Source organism: Pseudomonas sp. EpS/L25, from assembly GCF_001512295.1.
Taxonomy (GTDB): Bacteria; Pseudomonadota; Gammaproteobacteria; order Pseudomonadales; family Pseudomonadaceae; genus Chryseomonas.
Genome location: NZ_LNUP01000014.1, coordinates 364,899 through 378,368 on the forward strand (window position 1 = coordinate 364,899; position 13,470 = coordinate 378,368).

Below are 13,470 nucleotides of genomic sequence, written 5' to 3' on the forward strand. Positions count from 1 at the left end.
TGCGGGGCTTTTGTTTGGGCGGCTGCCGACGTCAGGCGGCCTGCCACTCGCGCTCGGCTTCGTCGCGAGTCTTGACCAGACGGACCTGGGTGCCGTCCACCGACTTCACCCAGCTCAGCGGGATGTAGTGGTGCTTGCCCTGGGCATCCTGATCGCGCTTGGTCAGCTTGATGCGATCGGCGCCTTCCATGTGGTCGACGGTGCCGACGTGCTGGCCGTCCGAACCGACGACTTCCGCATGCTCTTTGATCTGGGTTGCATCTACCATGGTCGTTTCTCCGGCAGTGTGAACAAAAGGGCCTCTCGCGAGTGCCTGCAAGATAGGAGGCATGCAACGCCGCCTGGGTTCGCCCATTGCCGACGAAAGGCCATCGGCATGGTCAGACGTCCAGCCCCGTCAACGAGGATCTTTCAATGAGCGACGAGCCGAGCAAGTTGACCCGCGCCAAGCAGCGCTGGGCCGAGGAAGGCCGCTTCCTCACCGGACAGACCAGACGCTCGGACAGCGAGCGCCTGCCGCCCGGCCAGCACAGGGTCAACAACTGGCCGGTACTGGACCTGGGCGTGCGGCCGGAGGTCAGTCACGCACGCTGGCAACTGGCGGTGACCGGGGCGGTCCAGCGGACGCTGCGCTGGGACTGGGAGACCTACGCCGCGCGCGCCACCACCCAGGCGGTCAGCGACATGCACTGCGTCACCACCTGGTCCCGCTACGACAATCGCTGGATTGGCCTGCCGGTCAGCGAACTGCTGGAGGAGGTGCAGCCGCGGGACGAGGCCACCCATGTGCTGCTGCACAGCTACGACGGCTACATCACCAACCTGCCGTTGGCGGACTTCGCTGCGCCCGGCGCCATGCTGGTGCACAGCTGGGAAGGTCAGCCGCTGACCGCCGAGCATGGCGGCCCGGTGCGGGCATTGATCCCGCACCTCTATCTGTGGAAGAGCGCCAAGTGGCTGCGGCGCATCGACTTCCGCGTGGGTGATACGCCGGGCTTCTGGGAGATGCGCGGCTACCACGACCGTGGCGATCCCTGGCAGGAACAGCGCTACTCGGACGACGCCTGACGCCTGCCCGGAGAGTCGCGAATCAGAAAACGAAAAAGGCCTGGGAGCAAACTCCAGGCCTTTTTAGCGGGCGTCTTCGAACAACGCCCAGAGCCTGTTCAACGTCTCGCGAGCTAAAGACAAACCAGGCGCAACGACCAACGGGAGTAACAGCCAACGGCTGGCCCGCAGAGTGAGCGCCAGCCAATCAAAGGGCTGAGGAAGCGGATCGAACCCGCGCCCGGGTTTACAAGGGGTCAATGAGCATGGCTACGGGGCCGCCCAGGCCGGGCTGGCGACCCAGGCCATTTTCAACGCCGCTTGATCGACGCGCAGCAGACTTTGAACAGGCTCTCAGGGCGCCGCCGGGGCCAGTTGCAGCTCAACCGGCTCGCCGGGATTGAGACTGCGGATGCGGAACTCGTCGCGCTTGAGACTGAGGATTTCCGTCGGGTAGGTGATGCCTTCCTCGATGAGGTTGAGGCCTTTCTCGGTGCGCGCCCAGCGCCCCAGCGAGGGCTGGCTGCTCGGCGAGGCCATCACCAGGGTGCCATCGCTGAGGAAGACGTACAGCATGCCCGGTTCGATGCTGTTGCCGGTCTTGATCTGCCACACCTTGTTGACGAAGCTTTCCTGGGCGGTGCCGGACTTGTCACCCCCGCTCTTGCCGTAGCCGATCAAGCCAGCCACGACGCACAGGGCGCCTATCGCCAGTACCACTACACGCCAGTAGCGACGCGCCTTGTCCTGCAAACTCATGTCACTCCTTGGGTGTTCTTCAGGCTGGCCAGATAGCTGCCCAGCGGTGGCCGCTCCTGGAAGTAGCCGTGCAGACCGGCGAAGATCGAATCGGCCAGCTGCTTCTGGTGCCGGCTGTCGAGCAGGCGGCGGCAGTCGCGATCATTGGAGATGAATCCCGTCTCGACCAGGATCGAGGGGATGTCCGGCGATTTGAGCACGGCGAAGCCCGCCTGCTCCACTCGTTTCTGGTGCAGGTTGGTGATGCTCGACAATTGCCCCAGCACCTTGTGGCCCAGATCCAGGCTCGAGGAGATGGTGGCGTTCATCGACATGTCCAGCAGCACGCCGGCAAGCATGGGGTCGCGCCCCTTGAGGATCTCGTTGGCGCCGATCAGGTCGACGTTGTTCTCGCTGTCGGCCAGGAAGCGCGCCGTGGTAGACGTCGCGCCCCGCTCGGACAGGGCATAGACCGAGGCGCCGTAGGCCGTGCGCCGCGGCGCCGCGTCGGCGTGCACCGAGACGAACATGTCGGCGTTGTAGCTGCGGGCGACCTCGACGCGCTTGCGCAGCGGCACGAAGAAGTCGTCGTTGCGCACCAGCTTGGCCTTGAAGCCCTTCTGCAGGTTGATGCGGCGCGCCAGGTTCTGCGCCACGATCAGGGCGATGTCCTTCTCGCGATCGCCGCGGGCACTCAGGGCCCCGGGGTCCTTGCCGCCGTGACCGGCATCGACCACCACCACGATGTCGCGCCCGGTGGCGAGGCCCTTGCCGCGCTTCACTTCCAGCGGCGGCTCGGGATCGACCGGCTTGCGCGCCGCCACGGCCGGCGCACCGGCGCGCTTGAGATCCAGCACCAGGCGATTGGCCGCGCCTTCGCCCGGGCCGAGGATGAAGCTTTCCATCTCCACCGGATGTGCCAGCTCCAGCACCACGCGGGTGTCCTGGGCGCCATAGCGGGCGCTGCGCACGGCCTTCACCGGCGAACCCTGGAGGGCCAGGTGGTTGAGCACCGCGGGCGCCTGGGTATCGGCGAGATCGAGAATGATGCGATCCGGCGCCACCAGGGTGAAGGTCTTGTAGCGCACCGGGCCGGTGAGGTCGAAGACCAGGCGGAGCTTGTCGGCATCCTGCCAGGCCCGGGCCCCTTTGAGTTGCTGGCGCGCAGCAAATACCGGCAACCCGACGGGCAAGGTCATGCCGGCCAGGATCAGATTGAGCAGACGACGGCGGTTCATGGAGTCCTCGCGAGAAACGAGAAACAGGGAAAGGGTTACAACATAACGGCAAAGATCGCTCGCCGCCGGTCTCCTGTCAACTGCCGTTCGGACAAAATACTCCTTAAAAAACCGGCATATAGCGTTCGTTTGCAGAATCAGCTTTAGATACAGTCACTTGCCGGGGTGCCAGAAGACCCGGCGCCAGGGAAGAACGGCGAGAAGTGCGACGGAGAGCGAATTTATCGGCGCCGTCATCGTCGAAGTGTCAGGCACTTCCGCCTTTGAAGGGATCATCACCATGAACAAAAAGATTTCCGTCGCGACCGCCCTGTTGGCTGGCACCGTCCTGGCCGGTTGCGCCTCGGTGAAGAACACCGCCGACTACACCGTGGGTCGCGTGGAATTTCGCGAGCAGCCCCTGGTGAAGCAGGTGGAAAAAGGCATGTCCAAGGCCGACGTCCTGCGCATCGGCGGTACCCCTTCAAGCACCTACACCCGCAAGTATCGTCCGGGCACCTGCAACAACTATGTGCTCAACAAGGACGGCAAGGAGCAGGTCTACTCGATCGGCTTCGACAGCATGAACCGCGTCGACAGCAAGGATTTCGAGACCTGCGAAAGCGCCGACCGCGCCTGAGGCCTGGCCCGGACCGGCCGTTCGGGCCGGGTGTCCTGAAGGACGCTGGCGGCGTCTGATGGACAGGACGGGAGAGCGGTATCACCATGGGCTCTCCCGTCCACGACCGTTGCGCCGGTGTCCTGCATTGCGGAGCGACGCGTGCTCGGCCAACGCCGCCAAGCTTCACCCATCGTTCCAAGGAATTCAGGCATGTCCAGACGTCACCTCATACTCACAGCTGCGGTGCTTTCCCTGACTGGCTGCGGTGGCTATGACTACAGCTGCGATGCGGCCAAGACCGCCGAACAGGTTCGCCAGCAATACGCCCAGACCATCAACGAGATCTATGCGGACGACATCGCCGCCGGCCAGTCGCCGCTGGATGCCGGCCAGGTCTCGCTGGTGGACATCAAGACCCAGGAAGAACCCTCGGACAGCGGCGATGCGGGCTTCTACACCTGCAATGCCACCGTCGAGGCGACCTGGCCCAAGGCTGCACTGGAGCGTTTGACGCCGGCGGCCGCCCAGTTGGCCAGCGTCGGTGCCATCCTCGAGAACGGCCACCTGCGCCATGCCCTCAGCTACGAGTCCTCCCTGGAAGGCGGCGACAAGCAGCGGGTCGACATCACGCTGCCCGAAGCCGTGGAGCTGAGCCTGAAGACCCTGGCCGGCCAGGAGCCGATGGACGAGTACCTGGAAGATGCCCCCGACGGCGAACAGGAAGCACCCTAGTGCCTGCGCTCGGTGACTTTTAGACAAGCCCCCTGGGCGCCGGCCTGCTGTGCAGCCCCGGTGCTCGCGTGTATGATCCGAATTCCCCTCCGCCAGCATCCTCCGGCGGTTTCGTGAGCCCTGGCAGCCCCTGTGGAGATCCCGCATGACGGTGCTGCCCTCCGGCCCGGCATTCGTCACTCCGCGTTTGCACCGCGCCCCGTCTGCGCTCACGATGAACAGAACCGTGACCTAGAAAGCCGCCTCGGAGAGCCGCTTCATGCCTGACTATCGCTCGAAAACCTCTACCCAGGGTCGCAACATGGCTGGCGCCCGGGCGCTCTGGCGTGCCACCGGGATGAAGGACGAAGACTTCAAGAAACCCATCATCGCCATCGCCAACTCCTTCACCCAGTTCGTCCCCGGCCACGTCCACCTCAAGGACCTTGGCCAGCTGGTCGCCCGGGAGATCGAGAAGGCCGGCGGCGTGGCCAAGGAATTCAACACCATCGCCGTGGACGACGGCATCGCCATGGGCCACGACGGCATGCTCTATTCGCTGCCGAGTCGCGAGATCATCGCCGACGCCGTGGAGTACATGGTCAACGCCCACTGCGCCGATGCGCTGGTGTGCATCTCCAACTGCGACAAGATCACCCCCGGCATGCTGATGGCCGCGTTGCGCCTGAACATTCCCGTGGTGTTCGTCTCCGGCGGCCCCATGGAAGCCGGCAAGACCAAGCTCGCCAGCCACGGCCTGGACCTGGTGGATGCCATGGTCATCGCCGCCGACAGTTCGGCCAGCGACGAGAAGGTCGCCGAGTACGAGCGCAGTGCCTGCCCCACCTGCGGCAGCTGTTCGGGCATGTTCACCGCCAACTCCATGAACTGCCTGACCGAGGCCCTCGGCCTGGCGCTGCCGGGCAACGGCTCGACCCTGGCCACCCATGCCGACCGCAAGGAGCTGTTCCTGCAGGCCGGCCGGACCATCGTCGAGCTGTGCCGCCGCTACTACCAGGAGAACGACGAGTCGGCGCTGCCGCGCAACATCGCCTCCTACGCGGCCTTCGAGAACGCCATGACCCTGGACATCGCCATGGGCGGCTCGACCAACACCATCCTGCACCTGCTGGCCGCGGCCCAGGAAGCCGAGGTGGACTTCGACCTGCGCAACATCGACGCCCTGTCGCGCAAGGTGCCCCAGCTGTGCAAGGTGGCGCCGAACATCCAGAAGTACCACATGGAAGACGTGCACCGCGCCGGCGGCATCTTCAGCATCCTCGGCGAGCTGGCCCGGGGTGGCCTGCTGCACACCGACCTGCCCACCGTGCACAGCCGTACCCTCGGCGAAGCCATCGAGAAATGGGACATCACCCTGACCCAGGACGAGGCGGTGAAGACCTTCTTCCTCGCCGGTCCGGCCGGCATCCCGACCCAGGAAGCCTTCAGCCAGGCGACTCGCTGGGACAGCCTCGACGACGACCGTGCCGAGGGCTGCATCCGCAGCGTCGAGCATGCCTACTCTCAGGAAGGCGGCCTGGCCGTGCTCTACGGCAACATCGCCCTGGACGGCTGCGTGGTGAAGACCGCCGGGGTGGATGAGTCCATCCATGTGTTCGAGGGCACCGCCAAGGTGTTCGAGAGCCAGGATGCCGCGGTCCGCGGCATCCTCGCCGACGAGGTGCAGGCTGGCGACATCGTCATCATCCGCTACGAAGGACCCAAGGGCGGCCCGGGCATGCAGGAGATGCTGTATCCCACCAGCTACCTGAAGTCCAAGGGCCTGGGCAAGCAGTGCGCCCTGCTCACCGACGGGCGCTTCTCCGGGGGCACCTCGGGCCTGTCCATCGGCCATGCCTCGCCGGAAGCGGCCGCGGGCGGCGCCATCGGCCTGGTGCGCGACGGCGATAAGGTGCTCATCGACATTCCCCAGCGCAGCATCAACCTGCTGGTGAGCGACGAAGAACTGTCCCATCGCCGCATCGAGCAGGACAAGCTGGGCTGGAAACCCGTTCAGCCCCGTGCCCGCCGCGTCACCACGGCGCTCAAGGCCTATGCCCTCCTGGCCACCAGCGCAGACAAGGGCGGGGTGCGTGACAAGGCCCTGCTCGGCTGACCGCGACACCCGGGCGACGGCTCCCGCCGTCGCCCTTCCCCCTCGCCCTTCGTATTTCCCCCGCCCGCCTCACCCCATCCCATCGGCGTCACTCGACCCGCATTCCAGAGCGGTTTCACCGTTGCTTGGCTAGCTATGCGTGTAGAAGCAGAGCCCGTGATTCAGCTCACATTTGCTTTTCAGCTGCCTGCTAGGCCGTTGAGTGATCAAAGGCTACCCTCCGTCTGCCGCTGAATTGATTCAGCGGCCAGTTTGTAGTCTGGTTACCGCCAATGGTCACACCTTAGAGCTGCTTCAGGAGCACAACTCGGCGTGACCAGGCTGCACTGCTGAACACAAAAACAATAAATTCAGGGAAAAACATGAAGAAGAAAAAGGCTATCCCGCTGGCCAGGGTTTCCGCTGCGTCCCTTCTAGGCACTCTCCTCCTCGTCCCCACCGCTCACGCCTTCGAAACCACCGGCTACTTCCGTACCGGCCTGGGTGATTCATCCGGTTCCGACTCGATGCGCTGCTTCAAGTTGCCAGGTGCTCAATCCAAGTACCGTCTGGGTAACGAATGCGAGCAATACGGCGAATTCGCCGCCAAACAGGACGTGCTGACGCTGGACGATGGCTCCGCCGTCGGCGTCTATGGCATGGCCAGCCTGTACAACCAGTACGACCGCACCCCGACCTTCCACGGCGACAACGGTCAGATCCGTCTGCCCCAGGCCTACGCCTACTGGAACAACATCGCCGCCCTCAACGGCGGTAACGTCTGGGCCGGTCGCCGTTACTACAAGCGTAACGATATCCACATCTCCGACTTCTTCTACTGGAACCAGAGCGCCACCGGCGGCGGTATCGAGGACGTCAACATCGGCGGCCTGAAATACAGCGTGGCCTTCTCGCGCAAGGACAACCAGAACCAGAAGGACTTCCAGAACCGCTTCGACTTCAACGTCGCCGGCTTCAACACCAATCCCAACGGCTCGCTGGAGATCGGCGTCAGCTACCTGGACAAGCCGAGCAACCAGCCCAACGCCAACAGCGGCATCGCCGTGACCCTGCAGCACAAGCAGGCCAACTTCCTGGGCTGGGGCGGCGTCAACACCTTCGCCGTGCAGCGGGGCCAGGGTCCGGGGACCGCCCTGGGCAGTACCGGCGATCCGACCCTGAGCAGCTCGGACGTTTCCTACCGGGTGGTGGACTTCTTCGATTGGCAGATCAGCCGCTACTGGGGTGGCCAGGTGGCCGCGGTGTACCAGAAGGACGAGCGTCCCAACGGCAACGACCTGCGCTGGACCTCCCTGGGTGGGCGCCTGGTGTACGGCATCAGCGACCAGTTCAAGTTCTCCACCGAACTGGGCCACGACCAGGTGGAAGCGCCCGGCGGCACCCGTAAGCTGACCAAGCTGACCCTGGCGCCGACCTGGTCGCCCAAGGGACCGGAGTTCAAGAGCCGGCCGGAATTCCGCCTGTTCTACACCTATGCTGTGTGGAACCGTGCGGCGCAGAACGCGGCCGACCAGTTCGATCCGGGTTCGGCGCTATCCAGCACCGGCACCTTCGGCAACGATCTGCACGGCTCCAACGTCGGCTTCCAGATCGAGCAGTGGTGGTAACCACGCGGCGGCGACCGGCATTGTTGCCGGTCGCTCTCTCTTCGTCCCATCCGAGCGCACAACAATGAAAAGAACCGTCTCCCTGTCTTCCTTCGCCGGCTGCGTGCTGGCCGCAGCCCTGAGCATCGGCACCGCTCAGGCCGCGCCGGTTTCCGCCTGCCTCATCACCAAGACCGACACCAATCCCTTCTTCGTGAAGATGAAGGAAGGCGCCGCCGCCAAGGCCAAGGAACTGGGCATGACGCTCAAGACCTACGCCGGCAAGATCGACGGCGACAGCGAAAGCCAGGTGGCCGCCATCGAGACCTGCATCGCCGATGGGGTCAAGGGCATTCTGATCACCGCCTCGGATACCAAGGGCATCGTGCCCAATCTGCAGAAGGCCCGTGAGGCCGGCATCCTGGTGATCGCCCTGGATACGCCGCTGGACCCGGCGAGCGCCGCCGACATGACCTTCGCCACCGACAACCTGTTGGCCGGCAAGCTGATCGGTCAGTGGGCGCGGGAAACCCTGGGCGACAAGGCCAAGGACGCCCGGGTGGCCTTCCTCGACCTGAACGCCTCGCAGCCATCGGTGGACGTCCTGCGCGATCAGGGCTTCATGATCGGCTTCGGCATAGATCCCAAGGACCAGACCCGCATCGGCGACGAGACCGATCCACGCATCGTCGGCCACGACGTGACCAACGGCAACGAGGAAGGCGGTCGGGCGGCGATGGAGAACCTGTTGCAGAAAGACCCCAACATCAACGTGGTGCATACCATCAACGAACCGGCCGCCGCTGGCGCCTACGAGGCACTCAAGGCCGTCGGCCGCGAGAAGGACGTGCTCATCGTCTCCATCGACGGCGGCTGCCCAGGCGTGCGCAACGTGGCGGACGGCGTCATCGGCGCCACCTCCCAGCAATACCCGCTGCAGATGGCGGCACTGGGCATCGACGCGGTGAAGACCTTCGCCGACACCGGCGCCAAGCCGGTCCCCACCCAGGGCAAGGATTTCGTCAACACCGGTGTGCAGCTGGTGACCGACAAGCCGGTGCCCGGCGTGCGCTCCATCGACAGCAAGACCGGCCTGAAGAAGTGCTGGGGCTAGTGCCCCGTCGTCCAGGCTGACCAGGAAGGTCGTCCACACCGGCAGCCCGAGGCGCCGGTGCGAACGACCGACCCGCGGCCCGTTTTCCCGCTATCAGGAGATTGCCATGAGCGATCCGATCCCGCCCTCCTCGGCCGGCCAGCCGTTCGAGCAGGTGCTCAAGCACAGCGCGACGGAGGTCGCCTCCTTCCACCGCGACGAGCGCAGCGCGCTACTCAGATTCCGCCACTTCCTGCATTCACGCCCGTCAGCGGTGTCGCTGCTGGTACTGCTGCTGTCCCTGGGCATCTTCGGTGCCCTGCTGGGCGGCAAGTTCTTTTCCGCCTTCGCCCTCACCCTGATCCTGCAGCAGGTGGCCATCACCGGCATCGTCGGCGCGGCCCAGACGCTGGTAGTGGTCACCGCCGGCATCGATCTTTCGGTAGGCGCCATCATGGTGCTGTCCTCGGTGGTCATGGGCCAGTTCACCTTCCGCTACGGCCTGCCGGTGGAGCTGTCGATCCTCTGCGGCCTGGCGGTGGGTGCCCTGTGCGGCATGGCCAACGGCTGGCTGGTGGCCCGCATCAAGCTGCCGCCCTTCATCGTCACCCTGGGCATGTGGCAGATCGTGCTGGCGGCGAACTTCCTCTATTCGCGCAACGAGACGATCCGCGCCCAGGAAATCGGCGCCACGGCGCCTTTGTTGCAGCTGTTCGGCGAGAATTTCCGCGTGGGCAGCGCCGTCTTCACCTACGGAGTGATCGCCCTGGTGGTGCTGGTCGCCCTGCTCTGGTACGTGCTCAACCACACCGCCTGGGGCCGGCACCTCTATGCCGTGGGCGACGATCCGGAGGCGGCGGCGCTGGCCGGGGTCAACGTCCGCCGCATGCTGATCACCGTGTACGGGCTGTCCGGCCTCATCTGCGCCTTCGCCGGCTGGGTGCTGATCGGCCGTATCGGCTCGGTCTCGCCCACCGCCGGCCAGTTCGCCAACATCGAGTCCATCACCGCCGTGGTGATCGGCGGCATCTCGCTGTTCGGCGGGCGCGGCTCGATCCTGGGCATGCTGTTCGGTGCCCTGATCGTCGGCGTCTTCGCCCTCGGCCTGCGCCTGCTGGGCACCGACGTGCAATGGACCTATCTGCTGATCGGCACGCTCATCATCGCGGCCGTGGCTATCGACCAATGGATCAGAAAGGCGGCCAGCTGATGACGACCGAACCCCTGCTGATGGCCCGTGGCCTGGTGAAGCGCTACGGCCGCGTCACCGCCCTCGACCATGCCGATTTCGACCTGCTGCCCGGCGAGATCCTCGCCGTGATCGGCGACAACGGCGCCGGCAAGTCCTCGCTGATCAAGGCCATCTCCGGCGCCCTGCGCCCGGACGAGGGCGAGATCCGCTTCGAGGGCCAGCCGATCCAGTTCGCCTCCCCCATCGAGGCGTGCCGCGCCGGCATCGAGACGGTGTACCAGAACCTGGCGCTGTCACCGGCGCTGTCCATCGCCGACAACCTCTTCCTCGGGCGTGAACTACGCAAGCCGGGGCTGCTGGGCGGGCTGTTCCGCACCCTGGACCGCAAGACCATGGAGCGCATCGCCCGGGAAAAACTCTCCGAACTGGGGCTGATGACCATCCAGAACATCAACCAGGCGGTGGAGACCCTCTCGGGTGGCCAGCGCCAGGGGGTGGCGGTGGCGCGGGCGGCGGCCTTCGGCTCCAAGGTGATCATCCTCGACGAACCCACCGCGGCGCTGGGGGTGAAGGAAAGCCGCAAGGTGCTGGAGCTGATCCTCGACGTACGCGCCCGGGGCATCGCCATCGTGCTGATCTCCCACAACATGCCCCATGTGTTCGAGATCGCCGACCGCATCCACATCCACCGGCTCGGTCGCCGGCTGACGGTGATCGATCCGCGCCAGCACTCCATGGCCGACGCCGTGGCGCTGATGACCGGTGCCCAGACGGTCGCCGCCTAGCGTAGCGGCGCACTCCGGCGCCATCCGGGGCATTGGCTAGCCGCCAGCCCGGCATGGCGCGCTCCTGGGCGCACAGCGCTCCCTCGTAGGCCGCTGGCTGGCGCCTTCGCGAGCGCATCCCATCGTGCAGGCGAAACCGGCCGTCGCGTCACTCTGGATTGTTTTCGGAACATAGGCAAAACGTCTGATCTCTCATCCGTCGTCTCCAATGAAACGCCTTGATGAAAGGATTCAGCGGACCGAAAAGCTGACAAAACGCTTCAAGTCGTCGCGTCCTCCAGTCGATACAGGAACCACCAGGACCAACAATATCGAGAGGTCGCGTTATGCCCTTCGCTCTGTCTCTGAAACAAAAACTATCGCTGTCCGCCACCGCCGCCGTGCTGGTAGTGGGCATTGGGCTGACGACCATCAACTTCCTCGGCACCAAGGCGGCGCTCGAAGCCTCGACGCGCGAACAGCTCAGGACGGTCAGCTTCGTCTTCAACGGCGGCGTGCGGCAATGGCTGGACAGTAAGGCCGCAGCCCTGAGCGCCCTTGCGGCGGAGACGCCGGATGCGAATCTTCCAGCCAGTCTCAATCAGGTAAAGCTGTCCGGAGGCTTCGACAACGTCTTCTATGCCCGCGGCGATGGCAGCCAGGTCAATGCCAACGGTGTGCAGCTGCCACCGGACAACGACGATCCGCGCAAGTGGTTGTGGTACCAGAAGGCACAGCAGACGCCGGGCAGGGTGTTCTTCTCGATCCCCACCGTGGCGGCGGCGACCAAGCAGAACGTGCTGTCCCTCGGCTGGGCCCTGCAGGCGGGCGGCAAGACCGCCGCGGTGCTCGGGGCCGACGTGAGCATCCGCGACATCCTCGACCAGCTCAAGCGTGTCCAGATGCCGGGCGATGGCAGCGCCGTGCTGGTCAACGGCCAGAACATCGTACTCGGCCATGACGACGCCGCCCTGCTGGCCAAGCCGCTCACCGACCTCTATCCCGTGCTCACCGAGGACACGGTGCGGCGCCTGGCCCAGGCTCCGGGCGAGAATTTCGTCAAGACCGACACCGGCAAGCGGCTCTACGCCGCACCGATGAATCGCGACGGCGAAACCCTGATCATGATCGTCGACGAAGGCGTGCTGCTGGCGCCGCTGCAGCGGCAGATGTGGATCAGCCTCGCCATCCTGGCCGTGGTGCTGGGCGGCTCGCTGGTGCTGATCAACCTGCTGTGCAGCTACCTGCTCAGGCCCCTGGGCGTGGTCTCGACCGGTCTGCAGGTGATCGCCGACGGCCAGGGTGACCTGACCCGCCGCATCGCCGTGCAGAGCAGCGATGAAGTCGGCGGGCTGGCCAGCCACTTCAACCAGTTCGTGGCCAGCCTGCATGGGCTGATCGGCGGCGTGCGCCAGCATGCCGTGGCGGTGGACGCCGAGTCGCAGGAGGTCCTGCAGCGCAGCGCCGCGGCCACCCGTGAGCTGGGGCGTCTGCAGCAGGAGATCACCCTGGTGGCCACGGCCGTGACCGAGATGTCCTCCGCCACCCAGGAGATCGCCCGCAATGCCGAGCAGACCGCCGAGGCCATCCGCCAATCTTCCGACAGCACCGCCCAGGGTCTGACCCTGGTGCAGACCAGCAAGACGTCCATCAACAGCCTGGCGCGGGAAGTGGACGACGCCACCCGGGTGATCGGCGAGCTGGACCATCACTCCCAGGCCATCGCCAAGGTGCTGGACAGTATCCAGAGCATCGCCGAGCAGACCAACCTGCTGGCGCTGAACGCCGCCATCGAGGCGGCGCGGGCCGGCGAGCATGGCCGGGGCTTCGCGGTGGTCGCCGACGAGGTACGGACACTGTCGCAGCGGACCCAGGCGTCGACCCGGGAAATCAACGAGACCATCGGCACCCTGCAGCAGATGACCCGCCAGGCGGTGCAGCGCATGGACAGCAGCATGGCCATCGCCGAGCGCAGCGTTGCCGACGTGGAACGCGCCTCCAGTGCCCTGGAAGAGATCGCCCAGAGTGCCGGCGTCATCTCCGAGATGTCGCTGCAGATCGCCACGGCGGCCGAGGAGCAGACCTCGGTCACCGAGGAGATCACCCGCAACGTCATCACCATCAAGGGCCTCGGCGACACCCTGGCCAGCGGCGCCGAGGACTCGGAACGGCAATCGCGCGCCCTGCAGCATCACGCTGCCGACCTCAACCGGGACGTAGCGCGCTTCATCCTGTAAGGCCGGGAGCGGATCCGTCCTTGGCCTGATGGCCGAAGGCGGGTCCCCTGGCCGAAGACCCTGCGCCCCGAGGCGGGTATCCGGTAAGATCGGCGCTTTTGACGCGACGGCCGGTTTCGCCTGCACGATGGGATGCGCTCGCGAAGG

At 65.6% G+C, this 13,470-nt stretch carries 12 protein-coding genes and 1 pseudogene; 10 read left to right on the forward strand and 3 right to left on the reverse strand.

Annotation, left to right across the window (positions count from 1 at the left end):
- Positions 1-31: 31 nt before the first annotated feature.
- Complete coding sequence (locus tag AR540_RS16605) at positions 32-268, reverse strand: DUF2171 domain-containing protein (protein ID WP_059230310.1); 237 nt, start codon at positions 266-268, stop codon at positions 32-34.
- Between the two features lie 146 nt (positions 269-414).
- Between AR540_RS16605 and AR540_RS16610 the strand changes: the two genes are divergently transcribed.
- Positions 415-1,068: a sulfite oxidase-like oxidoreductase gene (locus tag AR540_RS16610; RefSeq protein ID WP_059230311.1), complete on the forward strand. Its 654-nt coding sequence runs from the start codon at positions 415-417 to the stop codon at positions 1,066-1,068.
- Positions 1,069-1,401: 333 nt separating this feature from the next.
- Here AR540_RS16610 and AR540_RS16615 read toward each other — a convergent pair whose 3' ends face one another.
- Both AR540_RS16615 and AR540_RS16620 read right to left on the reverse strand, forming a co-directional pair.
- Positions 1,402-1,806: a hypothetical protein gene (locus AR540_RS16615; RefSeq protein WP_059230312.1), complete on the reverse strand. Its 405-nt coding sequence runs from the start codon at positions 1,804-1,806 to the stop codon at positions 1,402-1,404.
- Positions 1,803-3,023 carry an N-acetylmuramoyl-L-alanine amidase gene (locus tag AR540_RS16620; RefSeq protein WP_059230313.1) on the reverse strand — a complete coding sequence of 407 codons (1,221 nt, stop codon included), beginning with the start codon at positions 3,021-3,023 and terminating at the stop codon, positions 1,803-1,805. Before AR540_RS16620 ends, AR540_RS16615 begins: the two co-directional genes overlap by 4 nt.
- Positions 3,024-3,303: 280 nt before the next feature.
- Here AR540_RS16620 and osmE point away from each other — a divergent pair, with 280 nt between their 5' ends.
- From osmE to AR540_RS26610, 9 genes and pseudogenes are all read left to right on the forward strand, one after another.
- Complete coding sequence (gene osmE, locus AR540_RS16625) at positions 3,304-3,642, forward strand: osmotically-inducible lipoprotein OsmE (protein ID WP_059230314.1); 339 nt, start codon at positions 3,304-3,306, stop codon at positions 3,640-3,642.
- A gap of 192 nt (positions 3,643-3,834) precedes the next feature.
- Positions 3,835-4,356 carry a hypothetical protein gene (locus tag AR540_RS16630; protein ID WP_059230315.1) on the forward strand — a complete coding sequence of 174 codons (522 nt, stop codon included), beginning with the start codon at positions 3,835-3,837 and terminating at the stop codon, positions 4,354-4,356.
- 259 nt (positions 4,357-4,615) lie between these two features.
- Positions 4,616-6,451 (forward strand): dihydroxy-acid dehydratase, encoded by a 1,836-nt coding sequence (ilvD, locus tag AR540_RS16635; RefSeq protein ID WP_059230316.1) that lies wholly within the window; start codon positions 4,616-4,618, stop codon positions 6,449-6,451.
- 362 nt (positions 6,452-6,813) lie between these two features.
- On the forward strand, positions 6,814-8,058 hold the full coding sequence (locus AR540_RS16640; RefSeq protein ID WP_059230317.1) for a maltoporin: 1,245 nt from the start codon (positions 6,814-6,816) through the stop codon (positions 8,056-8,058).
- Positions 8,059-8,122: 64 nt separating this feature from the next.
- Positions 8,123-9,151 carry a sugar ABC transporter substrate-binding protein gene (locus AR540_RS16645; RefSeq protein ID WP_059230318.1) on the forward strand — a complete coding sequence of 343 codons (1,029 nt, stop codon included), beginning with the start codon at positions 8,123-8,125 and terminating at the stop codon, positions 9,149-9,151.
- Positions 9,152-9,257: 106 nt separating this feature from the next.
- Positions 9,258-10,340: an ABC transporter permease gene (locus tag AR540_RS16650; RefSeq protein ID WP_059230319.1), complete on the forward strand. Its 1,083-nt coding sequence runs from the start codon at positions 9,258-9,260 to the stop codon at positions 10,338-10,340.
- On the forward strand, positions 10,340-11,107 hold the full coding sequence (locus AR540_RS16655) for an ATP-binding cassette domain-containing protein (protein ID WP_059230320.1): 768 nt from the start codon (positions 10,340-10,342) through the stop codon (positions 11,105-11,107). Before AR540_RS16650 ends, AR540_RS16655 begins: the two co-directional genes overlap by 1 nt.
- Positions 11,108-11,433: 326 nt before the next feature.
- Positions 11,434-12,465, forward strand: a pseudogene (locus AR540_RS26605) (HAMP domain-containing protein); the annotation flags it as partial.
- Positions 12,466-12,609: 144 nt separating this feature from the next.
- Positions 12,610-13,323: a methyl-accepting chemotaxis protein gene (locus AR540_RS26610; protein WP_442963802.1), complete on the forward strand. Its 714-nt coding sequence runs from the start codon at positions 12,610-12,612 to the stop codon at positions 13,321-13,323.
- Positions 13,324-13,470: the final 147 nt, after the last annotated feature.